The sequence below is a fragment of the Flavobacterium sp. GP15 genome (assembly GCF_014281985.1).
GTDB lineage: Bacteria > Bacteroidota > Bacteroidia > Flavobacteriales > Flavobacteriaceae > Flavobacterium > Flavobacterium pygoscelis.
In genome coordinates, this window is record NZ_JACFTC010000002.1 from 155,014 (window position 1) to 181,301 (window position 26,288).

At 32.4% G+C, this 26,288-nt stretch carries 28 protein-coding genes; 15 read left to right on the forward strand and 13 right to left on the reverse strand.

Annotated features, from left to right (window positions below):
• The first annotated feature begins 9 nt into the window (after positions 1-9).
• Complete coding sequence (locus H2650_RS04900; protein WP_188049644.1) at positions 10-540, forward strand: YceI family protein; 531 nt, start codon at positions 10-12, stop codon at positions 538-540.
• Positions 541-680: 140 nt separating this feature from the next.
• Here H2650_RS04900 and H2650_RS04905 read toward each other — a convergent pair whose 3' ends face one another.
• The 5 genes from H2650_RS04905 to dnaA form a co-directional block, all read right to left on the reverse strand.
• Positions 681-1,562, reverse strand: a complete 882-nt coding sequence (locus H2650_RS04905; protein WP_188049645.1) for an SDR family oxidoreductase — start codon at positions 1,560-1,562, stop codon at positions 681-683.
• Between the two features lie 78 nt (positions 1,563-1,640).
• Positions 1,641-2,768, reverse strand: a complete 1,128-nt coding sequence (locus H2650_RS04910; RefSeq protein ID WP_188049646.1) for a methionine aminotransferase — start codon at positions 2,766-2,768, stop codon at positions 1,641-1,643.
• A gap of 135 nt (positions 2,769-2,903) precedes the next feature.
• The gene (locus tag H2650_RS04915; protein ID WP_188049647.1) at positions 2,904-3,626 is read right to left on the reverse strand and encodes an SAM-dependent methyltransferase; all 723 of its coding nucleotides are present in this window, start codon (positions 3,624-3,626) and stop codon (positions 2,904-2,906) included.
• Between the two features lie 100 nt (positions 3,627-3,726).
• A complete protein-coding gene (locus tag H2650_RS04920; protein ID WP_188049648.1) occupies positions 3,727-4,194 on the reverse strand; it encodes a low molecular weight protein-tyrosine-phosphatase in 468 nt (155 codons plus the stop codon).
• An 8-nt stretch (positions 4,195-4,202) separates the two neighbouring features.
• Positions 4,203-5,630 carry a chromosomal replication initiator protein DnaA gene (gene dnaA / locus H2650_RS04925; RefSeq protein ID WP_188049649.1) on the reverse strand — a complete coding sequence of 476 codons (1,428 nt, stop codon included), beginning with the start codon at positions 5,628-5,630 and terminating at the stop codon, positions 4,203-4,205.
• Between the two features lie 184 nt (positions 5,631-5,814).
• Here dnaA and H2650_RS04930 point away from each other — a divergent pair, with 184 nt between their 5' ends.
• Positions 5,815-6,219 (forward strand): thioesterase family protein, encoded by a 405-nt coding sequence (locus H2650_RS04930; RefSeq protein ID WP_188049650.1) that lies wholly within the window; start codon positions 5,815-5,817, stop codon positions 6,217-6,219.
• A gap of 31 nt (positions 6,220-6,250) precedes the next feature.
• On the opposite strand, the gene H2650_RS04935 is transcribed toward H2650_RS04930, so the two are convergent.
• The 3 genes from H2650_RS04935 to ribD are packed head-to-tail and all read right to left on the reverse strand — an operon-like array spanning position 6,251 to position 8,534.
• Positions 6,251-6,880 carry a YigZ family protein gene (locus H2650_RS04935; RefSeq protein ID WP_188049651.1) on the reverse strand — a complete coding sequence of 210 codons (630 nt, stop codon included), beginning with the start codon at positions 6,878-6,880 and terminating at the stop codon, positions 6,251-6,253.
• A 15-nt stretch (positions 6,881-6,895) separates the two neighbouring features.
• Positions 6,896-7,498, reverse strand: coding sequence for an HAD-IA family hydrolase (locus H2650_RS04940; RefSeq protein ID WP_188049652.1), 603 nt, complete (start codon positions 7,496-7,498; stop codon positions 6,896-6,898).
• Positions 7,491-8,534, reverse strand: a complete 1,044-nt coding sequence (gene ribD, locus H2650_RS04945; protein WP_188049653.1) for a bifunctional diaminohydroxyphosphoribosylaminopyrimidine deaminase/5-amino-6-(5-phosphoribosylamino)uracil reductase RibD — start codon at positions 8,532-8,534, stop codon at positions 7,491-7,493. Before ribD ends, H2650_RS04940 begins: the two co-directional genes overlap by 8 nt.
• Before the next feature lie 104 nt (positions 8,535-8,638).
• Here ribD and H2650_RS04950 point away from each other — a divergent pair, with 104 nt between their 5' ends.
• Positions 8,639-9,124: a GNAT family N-acetyltransferase gene (locus H2650_RS04950; RefSeq protein ID WP_188049654.1), complete on the forward strand. Its 486-nt coding sequence runs from the start codon at positions 8,639-8,641 to the stop codon at positions 9,122-9,124.
• A 58-nt stretch (positions 9,125-9,182) separates the two neighbouring features.
• Complete coding sequence (gene prmC / locus H2650_RS04955; protein ID WP_188049655.1) at positions 9,183-10,037, forward strand: peptide chain release factor N(5)-glutamine methyltransferase; 855 nt, start codon at positions 9,183-9,185, stop codon at positions 10,035-10,037.
• A gap of 158 nt (positions 10,038-10,195) precedes the next feature.
• Here prmC and H2650_RS04960 read toward each other — a convergent pair whose 3' ends face one another.
• The gene (locus tag H2650_RS04960) at positions 10,196-11,440 is read right to left on the reverse strand and encodes an ABC transporter permease (RefSeq protein ID WP_188049656.1); all 1,245 of its coding nucleotides are present in this window, start codon (positions 11,438-11,440) and stop codon (positions 10,196-10,198) included.
• Between the two features lie 350 nt (positions 11,441-11,790).
• Between H2650_RS04960 and hisS the strand changes: the two genes are divergently transcribed.
• The 10 genes from hisS (at position 11,791) to mtaB (ending at position 22,358) form a co-directional block, all read left to right on the forward strand.
• On the forward strand, positions 11,791-13,161 hold the full coding sequence (hisS, locus tag H2650_RS04965; protein ID WP_188049657.1) for a histidine--tRNA ligase: 1,371 nt from the start codon (positions 11,791-11,793) through the stop codon (positions 13,159-13,161).
• A gap of 305 nt (positions 13,162-13,466) precedes the next feature.
• Complete coding sequence (locus H2650_RS04970) at positions 13,467-14,045, forward strand: nucleotide exchange factor GrpE (RefSeq protein WP_188049658.1); 579 nt, start codon at positions 13,467-13,469, stop codon at positions 14,043-14,045.
• A gap of 57 nt (positions 14,046-14,102) precedes the next feature.
• On the forward strand, positions 14,103-15,218 hold the full coding sequence (gene dnaJ, locus H2650_RS04975) for a molecular chaperone DnaJ (RefSeq protein WP_188049659.1): 1,116 nt from the start codon (positions 14,103-14,105) through the stop codon (positions 15,216-15,218).
• 137 nt (positions 15,219-15,355) lie between these two features.
• Positions 15,356-16,279, forward strand: a complete 924-nt coding sequence (locus H2650_RS04980; protein ID WP_188049660.1) for an ABC transporter ATP-binding protein — start codon at positions 15,356-15,358, stop codon at positions 16,277-16,279.
• A 65-nt stretch (positions 16,280-16,344) separates the two neighbouring features.
• Positions 16,345-17,661: an ABC transporter permease gene (locus tag H2650_RS04985; protein WP_188049661.1), complete on the forward strand. Its 1,317-nt coding sequence runs from the start codon at positions 16,345-16,347 to the stop codon at positions 17,659-17,661.
• A 218-nt stretch (positions 17,662-17,879) separates the two neighbouring features.
• The gene (locus H2650_RS04990; protein ID WP_188049662.1) at positions 17,880-19,043 is read left to right on the forward strand and encodes a sigma-54 dependent transcriptional regulator; all 1,164 of its coding nucleotides are present in this window, start codon (positions 17,880-17,882) and stop codon (positions 19,041-19,043) included.
• Between the two features lie 45 nt (positions 19,044-19,088).
• Positions 19,089-19,787 (forward strand): DEAD/DEAH box helicase, encoded by a 699-nt coding sequence (locus H2650_RS04995; RefSeq protein WP_188049663.1) that lies wholly within the window; start codon positions 19,089-19,091, stop codon positions 19,785-19,787.
• A gap of 26 nt (positions 19,788-19,813) precedes the next feature.
• A complete protein-coding gene (locus H2650_RS05000; protein WP_121925889.1) occupies positions 19,814-20,032 on the forward strand; it encodes a DUF2007 domain-containing protein in 219 nt (72 codons plus the stop codon).
• Between the two features lie 28 nt (positions 20,033-20,060).
• Entirely contained in the window at positions 20,061-20,864 is an 804-nt protein-coding gene (locus H2650_RS05005; protein ID WP_188049664.1) for a Cof-type HAD-IIB family hydrolase, read from the forward strand.
• A gap of 165 nt (positions 20,865-21,029) precedes the next feature.
• Positions 21,030-22,358 (forward strand): tRNA (N(6)-L-threonylcarbamoyladenosine(37)-C(2))-methylthiotransferase MtaB, encoded by a 1,329-nt coding sequence (gene mtaB, locus H2650_RS05010; RefSeq protein ID WP_188049665.1) that lies wholly within the window; start codon positions 21,030-21,032, stop codon positions 22,356-22,358.
• Between the two features lie 96 nt (positions 22,359-22,454).
• Here mtaB and H2650_RS05015 read toward each other — a convergent pair whose 3' ends face one another.
• A complete protein-coding gene (locus tag H2650_RS05015; RefSeq protein ID WP_188049666.1) occupies positions 22,455-23,171 on the reverse strand; it encodes a 3-ketoacyl-ACP reductase in 717 nt (238 codons plus the stop codon).
• A 236-nt stretch (positions 23,172-23,407) separates the two neighbouring features.
• On the opposite strand from H2650_RS05015, the gene H2650_RS05020 reads away from it, so the two are divergent.
• Entirely contained in the window at positions 23,408-24,274 is an 867-nt protein-coding gene (locus H2650_RS05020) for a L,D-transpeptidase (RefSeq protein WP_188049667.1), read from the forward strand.
• Positions 24,275-24,406: 132 nt separating this feature from the next.
• Here H2650_RS05020 and H2650_RS05025 read toward each other — a convergent pair whose 3' ends face one another.
• The 3 genes from H2650_RS05025 to H2650_RS05035 form a co-directional block, all read right to left on the reverse strand.
• Entirely contained in the window at positions 24,407-24,685 is a 279-nt protein-coding gene (locus tag H2650_RS05025) for a DUF2805 domain-containing protein (RefSeq protein ID WP_066081282.1), read from the reverse strand.
• A gap of 118 nt (positions 24,686-24,803) precedes the next feature.
• Positions 24,804-25,631 (reverse strand): sterol desaturase family protein, encoded by an 828-nt coding sequence (locus H2650_RS05030; protein ID WP_188049668.1) that lies wholly within the window; start codon positions 25,629-25,631, stop codon positions 24,804-24,806.
• A 46-nt stretch (positions 25,632-25,677) separates the two neighbouring features.
• Entirely contained in the window at positions 25,678-26,286 is a 609-nt protein-coding gene (locus H2650_RS05035) for an alpha-ketoglutarate-dependent dioxygenase AlkB (RefSeq protein ID WP_188049669.1), read from the reverse strand.
• Positions 26,287-26,288 lie beyond the last annotated feature (2 nt).

The window sequence follows — 26,288 nt, forward strand, 5'->3', positions numbered from 1 at the left end:
AATACTATTATGACAACAACAAAATGGGCAATAGACCCTACACATTCAGAAATTGGTTTTAAAGTAAAACACATGATGTTTACTAATGTTTCAGGTAAGTTTACCAAATTTGATGCTTCTATTGAATCTCATGAAACTGATTTTGAAAATGCTAAAATTCAATTCACCGGAGCAATAGACTCAATAGCTACAGGTAATGCAGATAGAGACACGCACTTAGTAAGTGCTGATTTTTTTGATGCTGAAAAGTTTCCAGAAATTAAATTTGTAGCAACATCGTTTACCAAAATTAAAGATTCTGAATACGATTTAACCGGTGACTTAACGATGCACGGTGTTACTAAATCTATAAAATTACCTGCAGAATTTAGTGGCTTAATGAAAGATCCTTGGGGAAATACAAAATTAGCTTTTTCATTAGAAGGTAAAATTAATAGAAAAGATTGGGGATTAAACTGGAATTCAGCACTTGAAACGGGTGGCGTTTTAGTTGGCGAAGAAGTACGTTTGGTTATTGAATTACAATTTATCAAACAATAATTTACTATTAGTATATCGGTAAATTCAACATTATGGCAATATACTTATATTAAGTAAAGTAATATTTTTTTCATAAAAAATGCCCTAAAAAGTATCTAACTTTCTGGGGCATATTCATTATTTACTCTCTTTTATTATTCTTATTTATTTTTTTTTGCTTTGATCATCATTTCGAGTTGATCCCAAAGTTCTTCTGGAATTGCTTCTAACAAATTAAATTGTCCGGCACCTTTAAGCCATTCTCCACCATCAATAACTACTACTTCTCCATTTACATAAGCTGAAAAGTCAGAAACTAAATAAGCTGCTAAATTGGCTAATTCCTGATGATCACCAACACGTTGTAGAGGCACTTTTTTTGCCATGTCAAATTTCTCCGCTAAGTCACCTGGTAATAATCGGTCCCAAGCTCCTTTTGTAGGGAATGGTCCTGGAGCAATCGCGTTGGTGCGAATTCCGTATTTTGCCCATTCAACAGCAAGACTTCTGGTCATGGCTAAAACTCCTGCTTTTGCAGTAGCACTAGGAACTACATAAGCGGAACCCGTCCAAGCATAAGTAGTTACAATATTTAAAACAGTAGATGATTTTTGTTTGGTATCAATCCAATGTTTTCCAAAAGCAAGTGTACAGTTTTTGGTTCCTTTTAAAACAATATCAATAACGGTATCAAAAGCGTTTGCAGACAATCTTTCGGTAGGAGAGATAAAGTTTCCAGCTGCATTATTTAATAAGACATCTACCTTACCAAAAGTTTTCAAAACTTCTTGTAGCATGTTTTCTACTTCTTCATAATGACGCACATCACATTGTATAGGAAGACAAGATCCGCCAGTTGCTGCTTCTAGTTCTTTAGCCGTGTTTTTTAATTTTTCTAAATCTCTGGATGTAATGGCAACTTTAGCGCCAAGTTCAAGGAAATATTGGGTCATTGCTTTTCCTAAACCACTTCCGCCACCGGTTACTACAATCACTTTGCCTTTAAGAGCATCATCGCGTAACATTTTATCTGTATAACTCATAATTTCTATTTTTTGAATTGTAAATATAACGAAATCAAATAGTATGCATGCATAATAAAAATAAATAAATCAGCACTTTTATATCGTGCATAATCTTTTAGCAGCTTCTTCTAATGTTGCATTGTCTTTTGCAAAACAAAAGCGAATTAACTTTAAGTCTTTTCCATCTCCATAAAAAGTAGAGATTGGAATGGCAGCAACGCCATATTCAGTGATTAATCGTTTACAAAAATCAACATCATTTTCATTTGAAATAGCAGAATAGGAAGCAACTTGAAAATAAGTTCCTTCGCAAGGCATGAGTTCAAAACGACTTCCGTTTAATAATCCTCTGAAATAGTCTCGCTTTTCTTGGTACATTTTCTTAATATCATCAGTAGAAACTATGTCTAAATAGTCGCTAATGGCCACTTGGCAAATGCTATTTACACTAAAAACTAAAAATTGATGTACTTTTTTTATTTCTTTCATTAAGTGTTCAGGCGCAATCAAATACCCTATTTTCCATCCGGTGATATGAAATGATTTCCCAAAAGAAGAAACTATAATACAACGATTGATCAATTTTTCTCTTGTATTGGCTGAAATGTGCTTTTCTTCAAAAGTGATGTATTCATAAACTTCGTCGGATAGGACTAAAATGTTTGGGTATTTTTCTAGTAAAAGTTCTAATGATTGGAAGTCAGATTCTTTTAAAATTTTTCCAGTTGGATTGTGTGGATTATTAATGATAATCATCTTCGTTTTCGAAGAGCATGCTTTGTCTATAATTTCCCAATTGGGAGTGTAATCATCGTTCAAAGCTACTCGAATTGGCTTAGCATTGCAAAGTAGTACGGGCGCTTCATAACAATCATAACTCGGATCTAGAATTAGTACTTCCTCATTTGTTTTTACTAAAGTGGTAATAATTGTAAAAATTCCTTGAGTTGCTCCTGCCGTTACTAAAATTTCGGTTTCAGGATGAACAACTCTTGAATAGGATTTCTTAGTAAATGCAGCTATTTTTGATAATAACGGCGGATAACCAGACATAGGCGTATATTGATGTACATTTTCGGTAGCGAGTTTAGCAACAATTTCTGTTAATGTTTTGTCAACTGGAAAATTAGGAAAACCTTGAGATAAATTAATAGCGTTGTGTTCTGAAGCCATTTTTGACATTACTGTAAATATACTCGTGCCAATATTGGGAAGTTTGCTCATAAAAAAAATCATTAATTCTAATTATAAAAATAGACATTTTATAATTAGAATCAATGATTTACTATTTGTCTAGTGTTACAATACTTTAAGGAAAGTAAAATAAACTTTTACAGTCTTTAAAATTGACTCTGATATTTACATTTTATGGATGATAAAAATAGTTGGACGCTTGTGTAAATCGATTGTCTCTTTTTTCCAAGCCGCAATTTTCTTGGTCTTAATGTACTCTGTTGGCAAAGTAATATCTGTTGCGATACACAAATGCGTATCAGGATGCAAGGTTTGAATTAAATCTTCCAGTAATTTATTATTTCTATACGGTGTTTCGATGAAAATTTGTGATTGATTTTTTTCGAATGATACTCTTTCTAGTGTTTTAAAACTGGCTTTCTTTTCGTCTTTCTCGATAGGTAAGTAGCCATGAAAAGTAAAACTTTGTCCGTTCATTCCTGAGGCCATCATCGCTAAGAGAATTGAAGAAGGTCCAACTAATGGAATTACTTGAATTCCTCTATCATGTGCTAATTTTACAATCACAGCACCAGGATCAGCTACTCCAGGACAACCTGCTTCACTCATTAAACCCATATTAATGCCTTCTAACAAGGGTTTTATAAAGTCTAAATGTTCTTTAGTTTCCGTGTGTTTATTTAAAACAAAAAGTTTTAATTCTGATTGTTTCTTTTCCGGATTTACTGTTTTAATAGACTTTCGAGCAGTTTTATCATTTTCAACGATATAATAATCAATAAGATCAATACTTCTTTTTATAGTCTGCGGAAAAACATCCATAGGATCGCAATCACCCATAGTGGTAGGAATTAGATAGAGTTTTCCTAAAACAGTATTTGATTTCATATTCTTTATTTATATTCTAAAGTAAAGTTGAAATTAGTTTTATTTTGTATTGAAAATAAAAACTAAAAAATAGATTGAAGAGCTATTTTACTAAAGAATGTTATTGGTGTTTTTGTATTAATTTCTCCGAAATCACATCACATACTTCATCAAGCATGTTGTACACAATTTCAAATCCATTTGGTAAGCCAAAATAAGGATCTGGCACATCTACATTTTCATTTGGAAATAAGTCATTCAAAATCATTTGAACTTTGTCTTTTTGATCTTGATTTTTGGCTAAATCCAGTACATCACTGTAGTTGTTGCTATCCATCACATAAATATAATCAAAAGTATCAAAGTCAGAAGTGCTAAATTGACGTCCTCTTTGTTCCGAGATATTTATTTGATTTTTTTTCGCTACTGTAATAGAACGTTCATCAGGCGAATGACCAACATGCCAAGCACCAGTTCCTGCAGAGTCAACTAAAAATTTATCTTTTGGCAGTTTTGAAGCTAGAATTCCTTGGGCTAAAGGTGATCTGCAAATATTCCCTAAACAAACCATTAAAATTTTAATAGGCATAAAAGCGTTTATAGCGTTAATTTCTTATTGATATCTTCAACAAATTTTTTGAATTGTTTGTCAGTTGCCACTAAGTTGTCAACCGTTTTACAAGCGTGTAATACCGTTGCGTGATCGCGATCTCCAATTTGAGAACCAATATTGGCTAAAGATGCTTTAGTGAATTTCTTTGCGAAAAACATCGCTAATTGTCTTGCTTGTACAACGTGCCTTTTTCTCGTTTTAGATTGTAAAGTTTCTAAATCCAATTGGAAATAATCCGAAACGATTTTTTGAATGTAATCGATCGAAATTTCTCTTTTTACATTTTTCACGAATTTTTCGACAACGCTTTTCGCCAATTCAATAGTAACCTCTTTTTTGTTAAAAGAAGATTGCGCTATCAATGAAATGATGGCTCCTTCAAGTTCTCTTACATTCGATTTAATATTGCGAGCAACATATTCTACAATTTCATCAGGAATTTCAACTCCATCTCTATAAAGAATATTTTTCAAGATAGAAATTCTAGTTTCATAATCGGGTTGATGAATTTCTGCGGATAATCCCCATTTAAAACGAGATAACAAACGTTGTTCGATATCTTGCATATCAACTGGCGCTTTGTCCGAAGTCAAAATTACTTGTTTTCCATTTTGATGCAAGTAATTGAATATGTGAAAAAATACATCTTGAGTTCCTGATTTACCAGAAAGAAATTGAACATCATCAATGATTAATACATCAATTAATTGATAGAAATGGATAAAATCATTACGATTATTTTTCTTTACAGAATCAATATATTGTTGTGTGAAAATTTCAGCAGAAATATACAAAACGGTTTTTTCTGGATATTTGTCTTTTATTTCTACACCAATAGCATGTGCTAAATGTGTTTTTCCAAGACCAACTCCACCAAAAATTAATAACGGATTAAACGATGTTCCACCTGGTTTATTCGCAACAGCCATTCCTGCAGAACGCGCCAAACGATTAGAATCACCTTCAAGAAAATTATCAAAACTATAATTAGCATTTAATTGCGATTCAATTTTTAAATTTCTAATTCCTGGAATTACAAAAGGATTTTTTAATTCTGGGTTTAAATTTTTAAAGGGAGCATCAACTTCTTGCGGTTTCATCGGAACTCTGTTGGCACTTGGTAACTGTTCCGTAAACGGTTGTTTGTTACCATAAGTGTTTTCCATTCTAATTTTATAAAGTAACTTAGCGTTTTTTCCAAGTTCTTTGGTAAGGGCAACTTTTAATAATTTTACATAGTGCTCTTCCAACCATTCATAAAAAAATTTACTAGGAACTTGAATGTATAATGCGTTATCGGTAAGTTCAACTGACTTGATTGGTTCAAACCAAGTTTTGTAAGCTTGATCTTGAATGTTGTCTTTGATAAAAGACAAACAGTTTTCCCATACTGATTGAGCAGTTTTGTTCATATATTCTATTAAATTGTTTTAATTTGGTAATTTTTATCTTACTAAAAAAAAGATGTTTTGATGTCTTTTATCGGGGTAACAAATATGTGAACAAATTTCTGTAAAAAAAAATTTATGGGGTGGAAATTTCACGAATAAATGTCGTAAGGGGTTCTTTAAATTTAAAATTTTTAATATATAATCAATGAAAGATCATAAGGTAGAAGTTAGGGTGCGTTATTCAGAAACAGACCAAATGGGAGTGGTATATCATGGGAATTACGTTCCTTATTTTGAGATAGGACGCGTGGAATGGCTTAGAAACAAAGGGATTTCATATAAAAGTATGGAAGAAAGTGGTATTGCTCTGCCAATTGTGTCTATGACTATAAATTATAAAAAATCAGCGCGTTATGATGAGTTATTGACAGTTCACACGGTTTTTAAAAGTCAGTCCTCCGTAAAGATAGAATTTGATTGCGCTATTTATAATGAGTCGAATGAGTTATTAACAACCGCCCATTTTATCTTAGTATTTGTGTCATTAAAATCTGGCAAACCAGTGTCTCCGCCAGATTATATTTTAGAATTGTTTAAAGCAATGGAATAAAGTTGAAAATAATGCTGTTTTATTTAAAAAATTAAAGAGGTTTTATATCGATTTCAAACATAGAATTAAAAATGTCGTAAACTATTTCGGCATTTTTTTTTCGTGTTTTTATCTCAATTTTGCCTAATGGAATTCCAGATTCCTCATTAATTTCCATTTCTTGACTCACAATTTCGAGCTTTTTTTCCTTAATCACTCGCATTATTTTATTCATATTTTTATAATCATAAGTGATCATAAAATGATTATCGATGGTTTTCTCAATAATTTCAGCGCTTTCTAGAACTAATTGTGCTGTTGTTCTGTAGGCACTAATTAATCCTCCAACACCTAGTTTTACACCTCCAAAAATCCGAATAACTACTACCAAGATATTAGTAACCGAAAACGATTGGATTTGACCATAAATAGGCATCCCAGCTGTATTACTCGGTTCTCCATCATCATTGGCTCTGTATGATATTGTTTCATTTCCAATTTGATAAGCGTAACAAAAATGCCCTGCATTAGGATATTGCTTTCGCAAAACATCTATTTGGGATTTTACACTATCTTCTGATTGTATTGGGAAAGCGTAACCAAAAAATTTGCTATTTTTTTCTTTGAATAACACTACCTCTGGAGTTTGTGCTATCGTTTTATAAGTATCTTTAATTTCCAAAAAGTGCCGGTTTTTCTAAATTATTTTTTTGTCGAATAAGTGTATTACATCTTCTTCTCCCACTTGTAAGTTCCAAACATTAAAGCCTAACGAAAGTGCTGCATCTGTATTTTCCTTTTTATCATCTACAAATAAAGTGCGCTTTGGATCTAATTCGTGGTTGCTAATTAAGTGCTTGAAAGTGTCTAAATCTGGTTTTCGTAATCCCATTTCAAAAGAAAAATACACTCTTTCAAAACAACTATAGAAATCACTGTAAAAAGAAACGCCGTTTTTTTGTTCAAAAGTTTCGATGTGAATAGCATCAGTATTAGAAAGTAAAAATAAACGGTATTTTTCAGAAAGTAATTGCAAGAACTCTAAACGATACAAAGGAAAATCTAGTAAAATAGCATTCCACGCTGTTTGTATTTCGGCAATACTCGAATTTGGAATGTGTTTCTGAATGCCTAAGAGGAAATTTTCACGAGATATTTTACCAGTTTCAAACTGAGAATTCAAATGCATTAGCTCCTCATTCCATTCTGTTAATCCTAGTTTTTTAAAAGCATTAACGGTTCCTTGTAAATCTAAATTGATAAAAATAGCTCCAAAATCAAAAATTATAGTATTAATCATAGTTTCTTGAAATTATAAGTTCGTCGTTACTAATTGTTGATTTCTCAAAATTTTTCTTAGCCAAGGAAGGTGCTTTTATACCCGTTATAAAATCGATTTTCCCTATAAATATTCGAGATTCATCCCACAGTTTAGCATCAATAAATGTCTGTAAAGTTTGACTTCCGCCTTCAATAATAACAGATTGTATTTGATGTTTATAAAGCACTTGTGCTATTTGAATAGCAATGTTTTCTTTAAAATCGATGTTTTCAAAGATAGTATTTTCTTTTTCAATAGTAGTTTTTGATTTAGAAAATAAAATTGTTTTTGTCTGATTGTCAAGAATTTGACTACTATTTGGTATTCTTTTATTTTGGTCTAAAACTATACGAACGGGATTATGACCTTTCCAATCTCGCACATCTAATTTTGGATCATCATCAATAACCGTTTGTGTTCCTACTAGTATTGCTTGTTCTTCACTGCGCCATTTGTGCACGAGTTGCCTAGAATAAGAATTGGTAATCCAGATTGGTTTTTTTTCGGATTTTTCAATTGGAGCAATAAATCCATCTTGGCTTTCGGCCCATTTTAATATTATATAGGGTCTTTTCTTTTCATGAAAAGTAAAAAAACGCTTATTCAATTCATAACAATCTTCTTCTAGAATCCCCACGGTTACTTTAATTCTGGCGTCAAGTAGTCTTTTGATTCCGTTTCCAGCTACTTTAATATTGGGGTCAACGGTGCCAATGACCACATTAGGAATTTCATTTTCGATGATCAAATTACAACAAGGCGGTGTTTTGCCAAAATGACTGCAAGGTTCCAAGCTAACATAGATAGTCGCTTTTTTTAGGAGCGTTTTATCTTTTACCGACTTGATAGCGTTTACTTCTGCATGTGGTTCTCCAGCTTTTTTATGCCAACCTTCACCAATTATTTTTCCGTCATAAACAATTACACTACCTACAAGTGGATTTGGATATGTTGTGCCTAGTCCATTTTTAGCTAATTCTATGCACCTTCTGATGTATTTTTCATGTATTTTCACAATACAAAAGTAGTGATTTTTGCTTTTATGATTTTGTTTGAAAACAACGAAGATTTACAACAAACAATTTCTATTTTTGCGTATATAATTAGATTGTAGATAAAATGGAAAATTACAGTATCAGAAAAATAAATAAAGAAGACAATCAGCAAGTTGCACAATTAATACGTGCTGTTTTTGATGAAATGGATATTCCTAAAGTAGGAACTGCCTATGCTGATCCTTATCTTGACTTAATGTACGAAGAGTATAATAAGCCTAGATCTGTATATTATGTGGTAGAACATAACGGAAGAGTAGTAGGTTGCGCCGGTATAGCACGACTAGAAAATGAAGCTGAAACTATTTGTGAATTGCAAAAAATGTATTTTCTACCAGAAATTCGCGGTTTGGGAATTGGTAGTGAGATGATGGCTGTATGTTTGCAAAGTGCTATAAATTTTGGATTCGAAAGTTGCTATTTAGAAACAATGCCTTTTATGCTTGACGCACAAAAACTATATAAAAAATCCGGTTTTGAATCTATTGATGCACCCATGGGAAGTACTGGTCACGATAGTTGTCCTGTTTGGATGCTGAAAAAACTATAGTTTTAAATCATCACTTTTAATTTAAAATACTTTTACTACTTCTTTTATAAAATACAACATGAAAATTAGAGCATACAGATCCTATTTTATTCAAGAGCTAGATTCCATTTTTGGAGGAGATGAAGCGGAAAGCTTTTTCTATTTGATATTAGAAGAAAAGCATCAATTAAAAAGAATTGATTTGGCCTTGCAAATTGATTTAACTTTTTCTGAGAATGAAATTAAGGTTTGGAATGTCATTTTAGAACAATTAAAACAAGAAATCCCAGTACAATATATATTGGGGAAGACTAGTTTTTATGGATTGGATTTTGAAGTGAATAAAAATGTTTTAATTCCAAGACCAGAAACGGAAGAACTAGTCGATTGGATAATTAAAAGCAATACAAAAGATTCATTTTCAAAAAATATAAAAATTTTAGATATTGGAACCGGAAGTGGTTGCATCGCTATTTCATTGGCTAAGAATTTTGCAAATGCTCAAGTTTTTGCGATTGATGTTGCTGAAAATGCTTTGGCTACAGCCGAAAAAAATGCACAAAACAATAAAGTTGAAATTACTTTTTGGAATAGAAACATTCTTAAAACATACAACTTAGAAGAACAGTATGATATTATCGTTTCTAATCCTCCATATGTTAGAAACCTCGAAAAAGAGGAAATCAAAAAAAATGTACTAGATAATGAACCTCATTTGGCTCTTTTTGTAGAAGACAATGATGCTTTGATTTTTTATAAAAAAATAGCAGAATTAGCTCAAAAAAACCTTTCCGAAAACGGGCAACTGTATTTTGAAATTAATCAATATTTAGGCAAAGAAATGATTGATTTGCTCGAAAAAATGAATTTCAAAAATATCGAATTACGAAAAGACATTTATGGCAACGATCGAATGATTTTTGCTAATAAATAAAAATTCAAGCAAACTTTACTATTACTTTAATGTTCCTAAACCATAAGTTTAGGAGAAATAATTAAACGATTTTTATTGATTACACTTTTTTAAAAAATAACATAAAGTATTGTCATAGTTATATTTCTGATTTAAAAACTAAATAGAATACCTCTAAATTATTCATAACGCAACGCCTCAATAGGATCTAAAACTGCCGCCTTAATAGCTGGATATAATCCAGAAGCAATTGCAACAATAAAACTGGTGAGGAATGCTGCCATTATTGCTCCCCACGGAATTACAAATGCAAAATCCATAGCGGTAGCGATACCAAAACCAATAAGAATACCAAAAATAATTCCTACTAAACCACCTAATTGGCCAATGAGTAAAGTTTCTATAAAAAACTGAATCGCAATAGTGGTTTTCTTGGCTCCCAAAGCTTTTCTAACTCCAATTTCTCTAGTACGTTCTGTAACCGAAACAATCATGATATTCATCAAAGCAATAGAGGAACCCAATACAGTAATAATACCAATAAGCCAGGAAGCAAGTCCTAAGTATTTCGTAATTCCTAAAATTCGATTGATTAAATCGTCACTTCGAACCACACCAAAATTATTGTCTTTTACAGGACTTAATTTTCGAACTCTACGCATGGTGCTCGTTGCATTATCTAATGCTTGTTCTAGTAATTCTTTTTTATCAACCATTACACTTACCGTATAATTTATATTGGGTGCCGTAAATAAGGAACGGGCAATTTGTATGGGAATTAATACCCGTAAATCCTGATTGTTACCAAAAGTGGATCCTTTTTCTTTCAGAACACCAATGACTTTAAATCTAGCTCCGCGAATCGAAATTACTTTGTCAATCGGGTTCACGTCTTTTAATAAACCTTTCTCAAAATCAGATCCTACAATACATACATAGGCATTGTTATCTATGTCAAATCCAGTAAAGTTGCGTCCTAAACTAGTTTCTAATCCAGAGTTAGACATAAAATATTCATCAACTCCTAGAATAGAATTCTCTGGATCTGTTTTTATCGCTTCATATTTTATCTCAGCTGTTGAGGTAGCTGTAAAGGAAAGTGAGGTTTCTGTAAATGGATATTGAAATTTATTCTTAAACGCAACGGCTTCAGGATAAGAAATAATTGGATTTATGATTTCACGCTCGTCTCCACCTCGATTTCGCGTTACGTTTTCATATTGTTTTATGTTAAAAGTGTTCGCTCCCATCGATGCAAAATCACTCGAAATAGTGTTTTCAAGTGCTGCAACAACAGTAAGAATACTTACTAAAGCCGTAATTCCTATCGCAATTATCATCACAGTAAGAACCGTTCTTAGCAATTGCGTACGTATTGAACCAAACGCAATTCGGACATTTTCCTTAAATAATTTTAGCATCATACAAGTTTGACACGAAAATACAATTTTTGTTACAATTTTTCTGTAGCTAAAATATAATTTCCTGCAATCTCTTTTATCTGGAGCAATTTCCTGCTTTACGTTACAATCCAGTTGTAAAATAATTTATTTTCAATTGCCTAAAAGGAGCTTCCTCTGGTCGCTCTTTTAGTCAAGAAAATAATATTATTTTTTACAACTGTATTTTCACTACAATCAGGGCTATGGTTTGTGTAATAAAATGATGTAATTTGTAAAGAGAATAATTTAAAAAATAAGATATTTGCACCCAATCAGATTTGTTCGTTTTTTATGTTCTTCAATCTGAAAATTTAAAATTCAATATTCATAAAATGGCATCAAAACCGAGTATTCCAAAAGGAACTAGAGATTTTTCACCAAGCGAGGTGGCAAAACGTCAGTATATCATTCAAATTATAAAAAGTAATTTCGAAAAATTCGGATTCCAACCTATAGAAACACCTTCTTTTGAAAACTCCGATACTTTAATGGGAAAATACGGCGAAGAAGGCGATCGATTGATCTTTAAAATATTAAATTCAGGTGATTATTTGGCAAAAGCCAATGCAAGTCATTTAGAAAATAAAGACAGTACTAAGCTCACTTCGAGCATTTCAGAAAAAGCGTTGCGCTATGACTTGACCGTACCTTTTGCACGTTACGTGGTGCAACATCAAAACGAAATTGAATTTCCTTTTAAACGGTATCAAATTCAACCGGTTTGGCGTGCAGACCGCCCTCAAAAAGGCCGTTTTAGAGAGTTTTTTCAATGTGATGCCGATGTAGTAGGTTCTAAATCCCTTTGGCAGGAGGTAGAATTGGTGCAGTTATATGATGCTGTATTTACCGACTTAGGACTGGTGGGTGCAACTATAAAAATCAACAATAGAAAAATTTTATCTGGAATTGCTGAGGTAATAGGTGCTTCGGATAAATTGATAGACTTTACAGTTGCCTTAGATAAGCTCGATAAAATAGGCGAAGAGGGTGTAAAAAAGGAGATGGTCGAAAAAGGAATTAATGAAGAAGCTATCGAAAAAGTACAGCCTTTATTCAATTTTACCGGAACAATTACGGAGAAAATAGAAAAATTATCGCAGTTGCTTGCTGCTTCTTCAGAAGGTATGAAAGGAGTTGAAGAGTTGCGATTTATTTGTGAAAATGTATTGAAATTAGGATTAAACAGTGCCGTTTTAGACTTAGATGTAACGTTAGCTCGTGGTTTGAATTACTACACAGGAGCCATTTTTGAAGTAGCTCCACCAAAAACAGTAGCAATGGGATCCATAGGAGGCGGTGGTCGTTATGATGATTTGACGGGTATTTTTGGATTAAAAAACATGAGCGGTGTAGGTATATCATTTGGTTTAGACCGAATTTATTTGGTTGTAGAAGAGTTAAGTTTATTTCCAGAAACCGTAACAGCAACTTCAAAAGCGTTATTTATTAACTATGGTGATAAAGAAGCTTTTTATGCCATGCAAGCCATACAAAAATTAAGAGCTTTAGGCGTAAAAGTAGAATTGTATCCTGAAAATGCAAAAGTGGGAAAACAATTTCAACATGCTGATAAAAGAGGGATTCCGTATGCTGTTATTATTGGAGAAGATGAAATGAAAACCAATTCGTATGCTCTTAAAAATCTTGTCACGGGAGAACAAGTTGTCATTGATTTTGAAAATTTAAAATCGACGTTATTATAGACTGTCCGTTATTTCTAAATATAAAAAAAGCTTCGTTTAAGATATAAACGAAGCTTTTTTTTATAAAAACTGTGAATTAATAATTTTAAAAGTTGAAATTTAAATTGTCAAATTTTATTTTGAAGGTCTAAATAACACCAACTCCAAAAATAAAAAAAAAGACAATAAAATAATCTTAAAATAATCCTAAAATTTATTAAAAACTCCATTTTTATAAATAACAGAAGTCAAATTGCTAAAAAGGTGACAATTTGACATTTTAAAACAATTGGCAGTACTTTTGCAATCCATGGAAAAGATTAACAATGAACTTTAAGAATATTTTTAAAAATACAAGTAATATGACTACTGAAAATACAGAAATCGATCAGGAATTAGAGGAGACGACATTAGAGAATAATGGCGGTGAGGAGCAAGTTGTTGTTGAGGAATTAAGCTTAGAAGAGCAATTAACACAAGACTTAGCGAAAGAGAAAGATAAATATTTAAGATTATTTGCTGAATTTGAAAACTATAAAAGAAGAACTACTAAGGAACGTATTGAGTTATTCAAAACGGCTAACCAAGAAGTTTTATTAGCATTGTTACCAGTTTTAGATGATTTTGATAGAGCAATTACAGAAATCAGTAAGACAGATGATGGTCCTTTATTAGAAGGTGTTGCGCTTATTAATGAGAAATTAAAAACTACTTTAGTTTCTAAAGGATTAGAGCAAGTTGATGTAAAAGCAGGAGATGTATTTGATGCTGATTTTGCTGAAGCGATTACTCAAATTCCTGCAGCATCGGATAAGATGAAAGGAAAAATTGTTGATGTTCTTGAAAAAGGATATAAACTTGGAGATAAAATTATCCGTTTTCCAAAAGTTGTTATAGGTCAGTAATACTTTAATTTATAGTGGTAATTTATTGCTGCTTTAGGTTTGTAAGAAAAAATAAAAATGAAAAAAGATTTTTACGAAATTTTAGGCATTACTAAAAGTGCTGATGCTGCCGAGATAAAAAAAGCCTATAGAAAACAAGCTATAGCGCATCACCCTGACAAAAACCCTGGAGACAAATCGGCAGAAGATAAATTTAAATTAGCTGCAGAAGCATATGAAGTCTTAGGTGATCCTCAGAAAAAAGCTAAATACGATCAGTACGGTCATCAAGCATTTGATGGTTCTGGTGGTTTTGGTGGCGGTGGTCATGGCGGTATGAATATGGATGATATTTTTAGCCAGTTTGGTGATATTTTCGGAGGCGGTTTTGGTGGCTTCGGAGGTGGAGGCGGTGGCGGAGTTCGTCGTGCTAAAGGAAGTAATCTTCGTATCAAAGTAAAACTAACATTAGAAGAAATTGCTAATGGTGTTGAGAAAAAAGTTAAAGTAAAACGTAAGGTTCAAGCTCCTGGTGTTACTTATAAAACTTGTTCTACTTGTAATGGTCAAGGACAAGTGATGCGTGTAACTAATACAATTTTAGGACGTATGCAATCTGCTTCTACTTGTCCTACTTGTAGTGGTTCTGGTCAAATTTTAGATAAAAAACCATCGAATGCAGATTCGCAAGGGATGATTTTAGAAGATGAAACAGTATCTATCAAAATACCTGCGGGTGTGGTAGATGGTATGCAGTTAAAAGTTTCTAATAAAGGAAATGATGCTCCAGGAAATAGTATTCCAGGAGATTTAATTGTTGCCATAGAAGAGTTAGAGCATGATCTTTTGAAACGTGAAGGAGAGAATTTACACTATGATTTATACATTAGCTTTGCCGAAGCTGTTCTTGGTATTTCTAAAGATATTGAGGCTATCAATGGTAAAGTAAGAATTAAATTAGAGGAAGGAATTCAATCCGGTAAAATTCTTAGATTGAAAGGTAAAGGAATTCCAAGTATCAACGGTTATGGTAACGGAGACTTATTGGTTCATGTAAATGTTTGGACACCAAAAACATTAAACAAAGAGCAAAAACAGTTTTTTGAAAATGCCTTAACGGATGATAACTTTATTCCAAATCCTGAAAAATCAGACAAATCATTTTTCGAGAAAGTAAAAGATATGTTTTCATAAATAGGTTCGCGAACAAACGCAGACTTATCAATAAATAAAAACCCATCCTTAAATTAGATAAGGATGGGTTTTTTTGTGTAACAATTATGCCTATTTCGGCACTAATTATTTACTTTTACATCAATTAAAAATAAAGCATGAGTAATATACTTGAGGTTAATAAAGTAGTAAAGAAATATGGTGATTATGTTGCGCTAAACGAAGTTACATTATCCGTACCCAAAGGCAGTATCTATGGACTTCTGGGGCCAAATGGAGCAGGAAAAACATCTCTTATTCGCATCATCAATCAAATTACCTTACCGGATAGTGGGCAAATTATTCTTGATGGTGAAAAATTACAGCCCAAGCACGTTCAGCACATAGGCTACCTTCCAGAGGAAAGAGGTTTGTACAATACTATGAAAGTGGGAGAGCAATGCTTGTATTTGGCTCAAATGAAAGGACTTTCAAAAGCAGAAGCAAAAAAACAATTGGAATATTGGTTTGAAAGATTAGAAATTCAAGGCTGGTGGAACAAAAAAATCCAAGAATTATCAAAAGGGATGGCACAGAAAATTCAATTTGTTGTTTGTGTTTTGCACAAGCCCAAATTATTAATTTTTGACGAACCTTTTTCTGGATTTGATCCTGTAAACGCAAATGTTATCAAAGACGAGATTTTAAAGCTTCGTGAAGATGGAGCTACTATAATTTTTTCTACACACCGAATGGAAAGTGTAGAGGAGTTATGCGATCACATTGCTTTAATACATAAATCAAACAAATTGATCGAAGGAAAGCTGAACGATGTTAAGCGACAATTTAAAACCAATTCTTACGAAGTAGGTATATTGACTGATAACGTTGAAGGGTTGATGTATGATATTACTCAAAAATTCACTGTTAGTCCAGCCAATTTTAAATCACTCAACGATTCTCTGAAATTAGAAGTACAATTGGGTAATGCCACGCCAAATGAGTTGTTAAATCTCTTAACGCTACGTGGGCAAGTCACACATTTTCTAGAGAAAATACCAAGTGTCAACGATATCTTTATCAAAACCGTTAGCGGAAATTAAATAAATTCTAATGTTGTGATTTTAAATCTATATTGTAAAATCACTACTAATAAATAAAAAACTAAATGAGTATTATTTCATTAATTATAAAAAGAGAATTTATTTCGAAAGTTCGCAATAAGTCTTTTATCGTAATGACTTTTTTAAGTCCGTTGTTGTTTGTTGCATTAGCAGGATTTGTAGGATATTTAAGTTCGATGAAAGCCGATACAAAACAAATTGCAATTCATGATGAATCCGGTGTATTTGTCCAAGAATTCACAGCCAAGAACAACAAAAATGCAACTTATAAATACCTAGATTTATCAAGGATAGATTTAAAGTCTCTAAAGGATAGTATCACTAATGAAAGTTATGAAGGACTTTTGTACATTCCAAAAGCAGTTGATACAAAGGATTTTGAAAACAACATACAGTTTATTTCAAACAATAGTCCTAGTATTTCATTTACAGAAAAAGTTCAGTATATAATTGCCTCTAAGCTAACAAAGACCAATCTTGTCAAAGCTAATTTAGACACTCTTGCTATAAATAAAGCCAAAGCCATTGTAAATATTAACTTGACAAAAGCTTCTGGAGAAGAAAGTGTCAAAGGACTCAATGAAATAAAAATAGGAATTGGTGGTGCTTTTGGTTATCTAATTATGATGTTCATTATAATTTATGGTAATATGGTAATGCGAAGCGTAATCGAAGAGAAAACGAGTAGAATTGTAGAGATTATTATTTCGTCAGTAAAACCATTTCAATTGATGATTGGAAAAATTATTGGAACTTCATTGGCAGGTTTACTACAATTCTTTATTTGGGCGGCCATAGGACTTTCATTAATGTTTGCAGCCTCTACTTTTTTTGGCGTAAATGTGTCACCTACGGCAAAAATATCACCCGAATTAATGCAGGCTGCACAGCAAGAAATGGCAGGAACAGCACAAATGTATATTAAGGAATTATGGAATTTGCCTATTGCCAGCATTCTAATCGGATTTGTCGTTTATTTCATCGGTGGTTATTTCCTTTATAGCTCTTTTTATGCAGCAATTGGTGCCGCGGTTGACAATCAGACGGATTCGCAACAATTTCTTTTGCCTATAATGATGCCACTAATCTTAGCAGTTTATATCGGGTTTTTTACAGTAATCAATGATCCACACGGAACCGTCGCGGTAGTTTTTTCAATGATTCCGCTTACATCTCCTATAGTAATGCTCATGCGAATTCCGTTTGGCGTACCTTTGTGGCAAATTGCTATATCAGTCACCTTGCTATTTGCTAGCTTTTTTGCAGTAGTTTGGTTTGCTGCAAAAATATATAGAATAGGAATATTGATGTACGGCAAAAAACCAAGTTGGTTGGAATTATACAAATGGTTGAAATATTAAGATTTTAATTGTTTGAATTTTCACAATAAACAATTAATTGTAAGGAGCTATTTCCCGCTTTTCATTACAATCTTTTATACCTCGCTAGGGCGAGTTACAAAAGGATTTTCATTGCAATCGGGGCTAGGGCATATTATTTGCAAGAGGATATATGCTTTTAACAAAAAATAGAAATTTAAGCCTTGGTCAATTTATAGCCATTAAAAAAACAGTAAAAAATGCCGAAAATATTAGTAATAGAAGACGAAGCCGCAATACGAAGAGTGCTCAGTAAAATACTTTCTGAAGAAAATGATACCTATCAAGTTGAAGAAGCAGAAGATGGAGTTGCTGGTTTCGAAAAAATAAAAAATAACGATTACGATCTCGTTTTATGTGATATCAAAATGCCAAAAATGGATGGTGTTGAGGTGCTAGAGGCCGTAAAAAAAATTAAACCTGAAATTCCAATGGTGATGATCTCTGGTCATGGCGATATGGAAACAGCTATAAATACAATGCGTTTGGGAGCTTTTGATTACATCTCAAAACCACCCGATTTAAACCGTTTGCTAAACACAGTTCGAAATGCTTTAGACAAAAAACAACTAGTTGTCGAAAATAAAATTCTAAAGAAAAAAGTAAGTAAGAACTACGAAATGATTGGCGAAAGCGAAGCGATTAATCACATCAAAGTGATGATTGATAAAGTAGCAGAAACCGAAGCTAGAGTTTTAATTACAGGACCAAACGGAACGGGAAAAGAATTAGTTGCGCATCAATTGCACGAAAAAAGTGTACGATCTAATTTTCCATTAATCGAAGTTAACTGTGCTGCTATTCCTTCAGAATTGATAGAAAGTGAATTGTTTGGTCACGTCAAAGGAGCTTTTACATCGGCAGTAAAGGACCGTGCAGGAAAATTTGAAGCAGCGGACAAAGGAACCATTTTTTTAGATGAAATTGGCGATATGAGTCTTTCGGCACAAGCCAAAGTTTTAAGAGCCCTACAAGAAAGTATGATTACTAGAGTAGGAGCCGATAAAGACATAAAAGTAGATGTGCGTGTAGTTGCAGCAACAAATAAAGATTTAAAAGTAGAAATTGCCGAAGGTCGTTTCCGCGAGGATTTATACCACAGATTAGCCGTTATATTAATAAAAGTGCCCGCGCTAAATGATAGACGAGAAGATATTCCGATGTTAATAAGTCATTTTGCAAATAAAATTGCTACAGAGCAAGGAAATGCAGTCAAGAAGTTTTCTGCTGCTGCAATAAATTTGCTTAAAGAATACGATTGGACTGGAAATATACGGGAATTGAGAAATGTAGTAGAGCGTTTGATTATCCTTGGCGGAAGCGAAATTTCCGAAAATGATGTGAAACTTTTTGCAAGTAAATAATAGCATTCGAATAAATTATAGAATTGAGCTTTAAGCTATAAAAAAATGAAATTAAAAAAAATAAACGAGAAGTTACAAGAAGGTTTAATTGAGAACGGTCTAACCGAAGCGAATGCATTGCAGCAAGAAACTTTTTCTACAATAAAAAGTGGTGCTGATTGCCTTATTATTTCTGAAAAAGGCAGCGGAAAAACAACTACAATTGTGCTGAATGTAATTCAGCAATTGGCTAGAGAAACCGAAGAATCTCCACGTGCTTTAATTATTGTTGAAGACAAAGCGAAGGTTTTAGAAATGGAAGATCTTTTTGAAAAATATGGTAAATATACCGATCTTCAGGTGTTTGGTGTTCATGATAAAGGCGACATGGAATATGATAAAAATTATATTTCTACAGGAGTTGATGTGCTAATAGGAACGGCTACTAAATTGAATGATATGTTTACCACGGCAGGTTTTAATGTCAATCGTTTAAAAATGTTTATTGTTGATGATCCAGATCCTATTTTACGATTGCGTAATGAAACTAAAATCATGCGCATATCTAATAGCATCAACAAAACTCAGAGAATCGTTTTTGCTGATCGAATAACAGATCGTATTGAGATTTTAGTTGATAAAATGTTGATAGAACCTTTCGTTTTTGAAATGGATGAGGAAGAAGAATATGAAGAGGATGAAGATGAAAGTGAAGAAGATGAAGATGATCTAGAGGATGAAAATGAAAATTTAGAAGAAAAATAATAATACTAATAAATAAAATAAACATCATGGGATTAATGAAAGTATTTTCGGGAAGTGAAATTCTAGCAATGGCTTTACAAGAAAAAATTGAAGCAATTGGTGTAGATGTAGTAGCTAAAAACAACATACAATCGGCTCGATTAGGTGGTTTTGGTAATTCAGATTTAGCAGTTGAATTATTCGTGCAAGAAACAGAATTTGCAAAAGTAAATCCAGTTATCGAAGAATTTAGAATGAGTATCTAAACTCATTAGTATTGCTTAAAAGAGTAAAATGAAATACAAAATGTTGGTTCTGGACTTGGATGATACCTTATTGACTGATGACCATAAAATCTCAGACGAGAATAAGGAAATGTTATTTGAGGCGCAAAAGTTAGGTGTTTATATTGTCTTGGCCTCCGGCAGACCTACTTCAGCAATGATTGCTTTTGCTAAAGAATTAAAACTAGATGTCAATAATTCTTTTATGCTTTCTTATAACGGAGCTGTAATTACAGATTTAAAAGAAGATAAAGTCCTATTCGAAGAAAGCTTGACACAACAACAAATTCATGAGTTATACGATTACAGTTTAAAAAGTAAAACCCATATCATTACTTATATTGATGGGAATATTGTAAGCGAAACGGATTCAGAATATATTGAAGTAGAAAAAAATATTACAGGATTACAACACAATAAAGTTCCTCATTTCAAGGATGCGGTCACTTCATCTGCGGTAAAATGTATTTTATTAGAAGAACCAACTTATCTAAAAAAGGTTGAAGCCGACTTAAAAGCAGCGATGCCACATTTGAGTGTTTCTATGTCAAAACCTTTTTTCTTAGAAGTGGCTCCAAACGGAATTGATAAAGGAGCGAGTATAAAATTCTTAGCTGAAAAACTTAATATTCTTCAAAGCGAAATTATAGCGGTTGGTAATGCCGGTAATGATTTATCGATGATAGAATATGCAGGATTAGGTGTTTGGGTTGATAATGTAGATCCAGAATTGAGAGATAGAGCAACTGTTATTGTTGCCTCAAATAATAATCATGGCGTGGCCGAAGTAGTAAGACGTTTTATATTACAATAAGTTTTTTTAAAAAAATTAAATAAATCCGATACCTTATGTATGAATCATAAGGTATCGGATTTGTGTTTTAATAAAATGCGTAACCTCTACTCATTAATAGATTTTAGTTTGTAAATTTGCACACTTAAATTTTTTGACAACGATTTCATTAGTTTAAGATTTATTATGGGAAATAGAAAAAAAGTTGCCTTTTATACGCTTGGTTGTAAGCTGAATTTTTCGGAAACATCAACAATTGCTCGTTCTATTGAGGATGAAGGTTTTGATCGTGTCGATTTTGAGGAAGTTGCTGATATGTATGTGATAAATACGTGTTCTGTAACGGAAAATGCAGACAAACAATTTAAGCAAATTGTAAAAAAAGCAATGAAGTTAAATAATCAAGCTTTTATTGCTGCAGTAGGTTGTTATGCACAATTAAAACCAGAAGAATTAGCCTCAGTAGATGGTGTTGATTTAGTTCTTGGTGCCACAGAAAAATTTAAAATCACAGATTATATTAACGACTTGTCTAAAAATGATATCGGGGAAGTTCATTCTTGCGAGATTTCTGAAGCTGATTTTTATGTAGGAAGTTATTCTATTGGGGATAGAACGCGCGCTTTCTTAAAAGTACAAGATGGTTGCGATTATAAATGTACTTATTGTACCATTCCATTAGCGAGAGGAATTTCTAGAAGTGACGAATTAGAGAATGTATTGAAAAATGCAAAGGATATTTCTGCACAAAACATCAAAGAAATTGTTCTTACTGGAGTGAATATTGGCGATTACGGAAAAGGAGAATTTGGTAATAAAAAACACGAGCATACTTTTTTAGAATTGGTTCAGGAATTAGATAAAGTAGAAGGAATTGAGCGCTTGCGTATTTCGTCTATTGAACCTAATTTGTTGAAAAACGAAACGATTGAGTTTGTTTCCAAAAGTCGCACTTTTGTTCCGCATTTTCATATTCCTTTGCAATCTGGAAGCAATGCTATTCTAAAATTGATGAAGCGTCGCTATCAGCGAGAAGTTTATACCGAAAGAGTAAATAAAATACGCGAAGTAATGCCACATGCTTGTATTGGTGTGGATGTGATTGTTGGTTTTCCTGGCGAAACTGACCAGCATTTCTTGGAGACTTATAATTTTCTTAATGAAATGGATATTTCTTATTTACATGTTTTTACTTATTCGGAAAGGGATAATACAGAAGCTGCAGCAATGGATGGAGCAGTTGCTGCCAATGTTCGAGCCAAGAGAAGTAAAATGATGCGTGGATTGTCTGTTAAAAAGCGTCGTGCTTTTTATGAAAGTCAATTGGGAAGTAACAGAACCGTGCTTTTTGAAAGTGAAAATAAAGAAGGATACATTCATGGATTTACAGAAAATTACGTAAAAGTAAAAACACCGTGGAATCCAGAATTAGTAAATACATTACACGAAATCAATTTGACTAAAATTGATGATGACGGAAGCGTAAGAATGGAGTTTATTTCGGCTTTGGTTTAAATCCTGTCCTTGGGAAAGGTAATTCAGAATCATAACAATATATAAAATCAAAACCCCTTTATTATAAGGGGTTTTGTAGTTTTAAAATCAATGTGATTATGGATTTGTTGACCAAATACTGCTGTTTTTTATAAAAACTCTTCGGTTCAATTTTAATTGAGCGATAATTAATTCGGCCATATCTTCTGCTTGCATTACTTTATCAGGATTACCATCGGTAAGTTTTAATTCTTTCGCCATATTTGTAGCAACGGTACTTGGCGTTAAAGCAGTTACTCTAATATTGTGCTTGCGAACTTCTTGCATTAACGAATCAGTTAATCCTAAAACAGCAAATTTTGACGCACTGTACGCGCTAGTCATTGCATTTCCGTTTAATCCTGCAGTGGAAGAAATATTGATAATATCACCCATTTGTCTTTCAATCATATTAGGTAAAACAGCACGTGTTACATAATATGTTCCCATTAAGTTCACTTTAATAATGTTTTCCCATGCTGATGGTTCTAGTTCTAAAAATTTACCAAAAGCAGCAATTCCAGCATTATTAACTAGGATGTCAATTGTTTTAAATTCTGCTAATGCTTTTTCTACAGCTGTGTTTACAGAAGTAATATCTGCAACATCAGCGATAACAGTCATAGATTTTACTCCAAGTGCATTTACTTCTTTAGCGACTTCATCTAAATCAGATTGTGTTCTTGCCATCAAGATTACATTTACACCTTCTTTAGCCAATGCAATTGCAACTGCTTTTCCAATACCTTTTCCGGCACCTGTAATAAGTGCATTTTTATTTTTTAAATCGTTCATGTTTTGTTTTTCTAAAATGAAGTACAAAGTTAAGCCATTCCCTTTTTTGTAACTGTTATTAAAAAGTAAAATAAGATAGTATTAACGTTTGTCAACTCTAAAAATTTAAATTATTTTCATCTAATAATTTGACAAGAAAACCCTCTAATTATGTAACATCAAGGTCACATAAATGGCTGAAGTTTGTAAAACAGAATTTTAGTTGAAGTTATAAATCAAAAATAAAAGATTTTATTATGAAAAAAATAGTTCTATTTTTAAATATCAGTATTGCATTATTATTTATTGGTTGCAAGCAAGAAAGTAAAACAGAGTCTACAATTGACAAAATTGCCGTTAAAGAAAGAAATGAACCTAAAAAAACTTCTTTTCATCTCGAAAACACAAAAGAATGGTTGTCTAAAAATAGTGCAGATAGTACGAACTTTGCTATAGCTTATGCTGTCAATAGAACGGATGCTGCTAATTTTAAAAAAATGGATTCTGTCGTTATTCCAGATGATATGAGTGGAGACATTGAATTTTATTTACCATTTCCATTATCGGTTTCGTCATTAAAAGAGATTAATAAAATCGTGTTTTTCTCTTATCCAACACAAACATTTGCGGCGTACGAAAAAGGCGAGTTAGTATATACAGGTCCTACTAATATGGGTAGAGAGAAAGATAAAACACCAACGGGACTTTTTTTTACGAACTGGAAAGCTGAAGAAACTACTAGTACTTTTGACGACGAATGGGATTTGCGTTGGAACTTTAATATCGAAAATAAATTGGGTGTAGGATGGCATCAATATACTTTGCCAGGATATCCTGCTTCTCATTCTTGTTTGAGGCTTCAAGAAAAAGATGCTCGTAAATTATATGATTTCGCAGACCAATGGGAATTAGCCAATCCAGAAACAGTAAAGGTAAAAGGTACACCAGTAATTGTTTTTGGTAGTTATGATTTTAAAGCTCCTAAACCATGGTTAGAATTAGTTAAAAATTCAAAAGCATTAACTATTTCTGAAAATGAAATTGAAACAGTAACAAAGCCTTTTGTAGAGTCTATTTTAAAAGAACAAAAAATTAGACAAGATTTTCAAAAAGAAGGGAAATAATATTTAGATTAGAATATAAAAAATCCATTTTGTGAATATTAATTCGCAGAATGGATTTTTTTTTAATTATAAACTTAGTTTTTATTCAGATTAAAACAAAAAAAAACTCCTAAATGATAGGAGTTTGTAAAACTAATCTAGTTTATTTTTTATATAATATTTGCCATCCAAATCTTCATCAAAATCATCAATTTTAACTGGTTTTGGTTTTGGTTTATTTGCTGTTGCTTTCTTTTTCCACATTTCAAATTTTTCTGCTGGCATTTTTTTCTTCATGATTTCCAGAATCTCTTTTTCTGCCAGACCAAATTCTTTTTTGATGATTTCAAAAGGGTTTTTTTCTTCTAAAGCCATTGTAACAAGTTTTTCTGTTTGTTCCCAGTTTAATTCTTTTCGGTTACTCTTTTTCATCACGTGAAAATTAATTCAAATAAGTTGTTAATGATTAATAAATTACATTTCTAATTTGATACCAATATTAAGAAAAAAATAGTTAGATTCTATCAAAACTTATTTTTTTTTATATTTTTTACTTCTTTTCTTTTACAGGTTGATTTTGAAAAGGTATTTTTAATAAATTTTTTAAATTATTGTGTTCTGTAGGATTAGGATGCGAATCAATTCCGTAAATTATTTCTTCTTTTGGCAGCGTCCTAAAAGTCCCAAATAAACGATCCCATATAGAAAATATATTTCCATAATTACTATCCGTATAGGGCATTACATGATGATGATGTACTTTGTGCATGTCTGGCGAGACAATAAAATAACTTAAAAGTGTATCTACTTTTTTGGGTAGTGCAATGTTCGCGTGATTAAATTGTGTGGCAATCACCGATAAAGTCTGATATAAAAAAACCATCCACATTGGACTTCCAATAATAAAAACACCTATTGCGGTAAAGGCAAATCGAATGATACTTTCTCCAGGATGATGTCTATTGGCTGTTGTAGTATCGATCCAAGTGTCGGTATGATGTATTAAATGAAAACGCCATAAGAATTTTACTTTATGTTCTACTAAGTGAACTAAATAAGCACCAATTAAATCTAGCAAAAGTAATCCGATAAGTGTATAAAGTAAAATGGACATTTTAGGCAACCATTGTAGTATTCCAAAATTGTTATTAATTGTCCAATCAGCGGTTTTTAGTAAAATAAAAGCCAACAAGAAATTGACAATAATTGTGGTTAGCGTCAAGAAAATATTGATTCCTGCATGATGCCATTTTTTATAGTTGAATTTAAAAAGTGGATAGGCATTCTCAATCATCCAAAAAATAGTGATTCCCGCTACCAGAATTAAGCTGCGATGAGAAGATGGAATACTAGAAAAGTAAGATATAATTTCGTTCATAGGAATGATTTATTATATCAAATATAATGATAAATCAATACGAAAATTATTTTATCAGTCTGAAGGTGAGGTTTATTCGCGGTGTTATTGGTTTGGCTGTTTTAGGAATTTGATGTTTCCAGAAATGTTGTGTAGTTCCTTTCATCAAAAGCAGACTTCCATGTTGTAAATTGATGGTTTTTTTCTGTAGTGAATCAGTCTTATGTTTTAATTGAAATACGCGTTCCGCACCAAAACTAACCGAAGCAATTATAGGATTTAATCCCAATTCTTTTTCGTCGTCTGCGTGCCAACCGTTACTGTCTTTTCCGTCGCGATAATAATTGAGTAAAACCGTACTAAAATTTGTTTCAGCAACCTTTTCAACTTCCAGTTTTATTTTTTGCAAAAGCAAACTCCACGGATGAGGTTGCATTTTTATATTCGAATAGGAGTATGATTTTCCTTCATTACCGTACAAAGCGGTCAATCTGGGTTGCGGATGAATTTTTCCAAAAATTTTGATTTCATCTTGTTGCCAGAGAATGTCTCTTTGTAGTTCCGAATAAATTAAATCGGCTGATGATTGACTATAAAATTCGGGATAATAAATAATTTCAGCATCTGGTAATCCCAGAAATATTGGTTCGGAGTGTCCCTCAAATAAAGAATTCATTT

Excerpts from the sequence above, each read along its gene's own strand:
- H2650_RS04900 (WP_188049644.1), top strand. The coding sequence starts at position 10 with ATGACAACAACAAAATGGGCAATAGACCCTACACATTCAGAAATTGGT.
- H2650_RS04905 (WP_188049645.1), bottom strand. The coding sequence starts at position 1,562 with ATGAGTTATACAGATAAAATGTTACGCGATGATGCTCTTAAAGGCAAA.
- H2650_RS04910 (WP_188049646.1), bottom strand. The coding sequence starts at position 2,768 with ATGAGCAAACTTCCCAATATTGGCACGAGTATATTTACAGTAATGTCA.
- H2650_RS04915 (WP_188049647.1), bottom strand. The coding sequence starts at position 3,626 with ATGAAATCAAATACTGTTTTAGGAAAACTCTATCTAATTCCTACCACT.
- H2650_RS04920 (WP_188049648.1), bottom strand. The coding sequence starts at position 4,194 with ATGCCTATTAAAATTTTAATGGTTTGTTTAGGGAATATTTGCAGATCA.
- dnaA (WP_188049649.1), bottom strand. The coding sequence starts at position 5,630 with ATGAACAAAACTGCTCAATCAGTATGGGAAAACTGTTTGTCTTTTATC.
- H2650_RS04930 (WP_188049650.1), top strand. The coding sequence starts at position 5,815 with ATGAAAGATCATAAGGTAGAAGTTAGGGTGCGTTATTCAGAAACAGAC.
- H2650_RS04940 (WP_188049652.1), bottom strand. The coding sequence starts at position 7,498 with ATGATTAATACTATAATTTTTGATTTTGGAGCTATTTTTATCAATTTA.
- H2650_RS04950 (WP_188049654.1), top strand. The coding sequence starts at position 8,639 with ATGGAAAATTACAGTATCAGAAAAATAAATAAAGAAGACAATCAGCAA.
- prmC (WP_188049655.1), top strand. The coding sequence starts at position 9,183 with ATGAAAATTAGAGCATACAGATCCTATTTTATTCAAGAGCTAGATTCC.
- H2650_RS04960 (WP_188049656.1), bottom strand. The coding sequence starts at position 11,440 with ATGATGCTAAAATTATTTAAGGAAAATGTCCGAATTGCGTTTGGTTCA.
- hisS (WP_188049657.1), top strand. The coding sequence starts at position 11,791 with ATGGCATCAAAACCGAGTATTCCAAAAGGAACTAGAGATTTTTCACCA.
- H2650_RS04970 (WP_188049658.1), top strand. The coding sequence starts at position 13,467 with ATGAACTTTAAGAATATTTTTAAAAATACAAGTAATATGACTACTGAA.
- dnaJ (WP_188049659.1), top strand. The coding sequence starts at position 14,103 with ATGAAAAAAGATTTTTACGAAATTTTAGGCATTACTAAAAGTGCTGAT.
- H2650_RS04980 (WP_188049660.1), top strand. The coding sequence starts at position 15,356 with ATGAGTAATATACTTGAGGTTAATAAAGTAGTAAAGAAATATGGTGAT.
- H2650_RS04985 (WP_188049661.1), top strand. The coding sequence starts at position 16,345 with ATGAGTATTATTTCATTAATTATAAAAAGAGAATTTATTTCGAAAGTT.
- H2650_RS04990 (WP_188049662.1), top strand. The coding sequence starts at position 17,880 with ATGCCGAAAATATTAGTAATAGAAGACGAAGCCGCAATACGAAGAGTG.
- H2650_RS04995 (WP_188049663.1), top strand. The coding sequence starts at position 19,089 with ATGAAATTAAAAAAAATAAACGAGAAGTTACAAGAAGGTTTAATTGAG.
- H2650_RS05000 (WP_121925889.1), top strand. The coding sequence starts at position 19,814 with ATGGGATTAATGAAAGTATTTTCGGGAAGTGAAATTCTAGCAATGGCT.
- H2650_RS05005 (WP_188049664.1), top strand. The coding sequence starts at position 20,061 with ATGAAATACAAAATGTTGGTTCTGGACTTGGATGATACCTTATTGACT.
- mtaB (WP_188049665.1), top strand. The coding sequence starts at position 21,030 with ATGGGAAATAGAAAAAAAGTTGCCTTTTATACGCTTGGTTGTAAGCTG.
- H2650_RS05015 (WP_188049666.1), bottom strand. The coding sequence starts at position 23,171 with ATGAACGATTTAAAAAATAAAAATGCACTTATTACAGGTGCCGGAAAA.
- H2650_RS05020 (WP_188049667.1), top strand. The coding sequence starts at position 23,408 with ATGAAAAAAATAGTTCTATTTTTAAATATCAGTATTGCATTATTATTT.
- H2650_RS05025 (WP_066081282.1), bottom strand. The coding sequence starts at position 24,685 with ATGAAAAAGAGTAACCGAAAAGAATTAAACTGGGAACAAACAGAAAAA.
- H2650_RS05030 (WP_188049668.1), bottom strand. The coding sequence starts at position 25,631 with ATGAACGAAATTATATCTTACTTTTCTAGTATTCCATCTTCTCATCGC.
- H2650_RS05035 (WP_188049669.1), bottom strand. The coding sequence starts at position 26,286 with ATGAATTCTTTATTTGAGGGACACTCCGAACCAATATTTCTGGGATTA.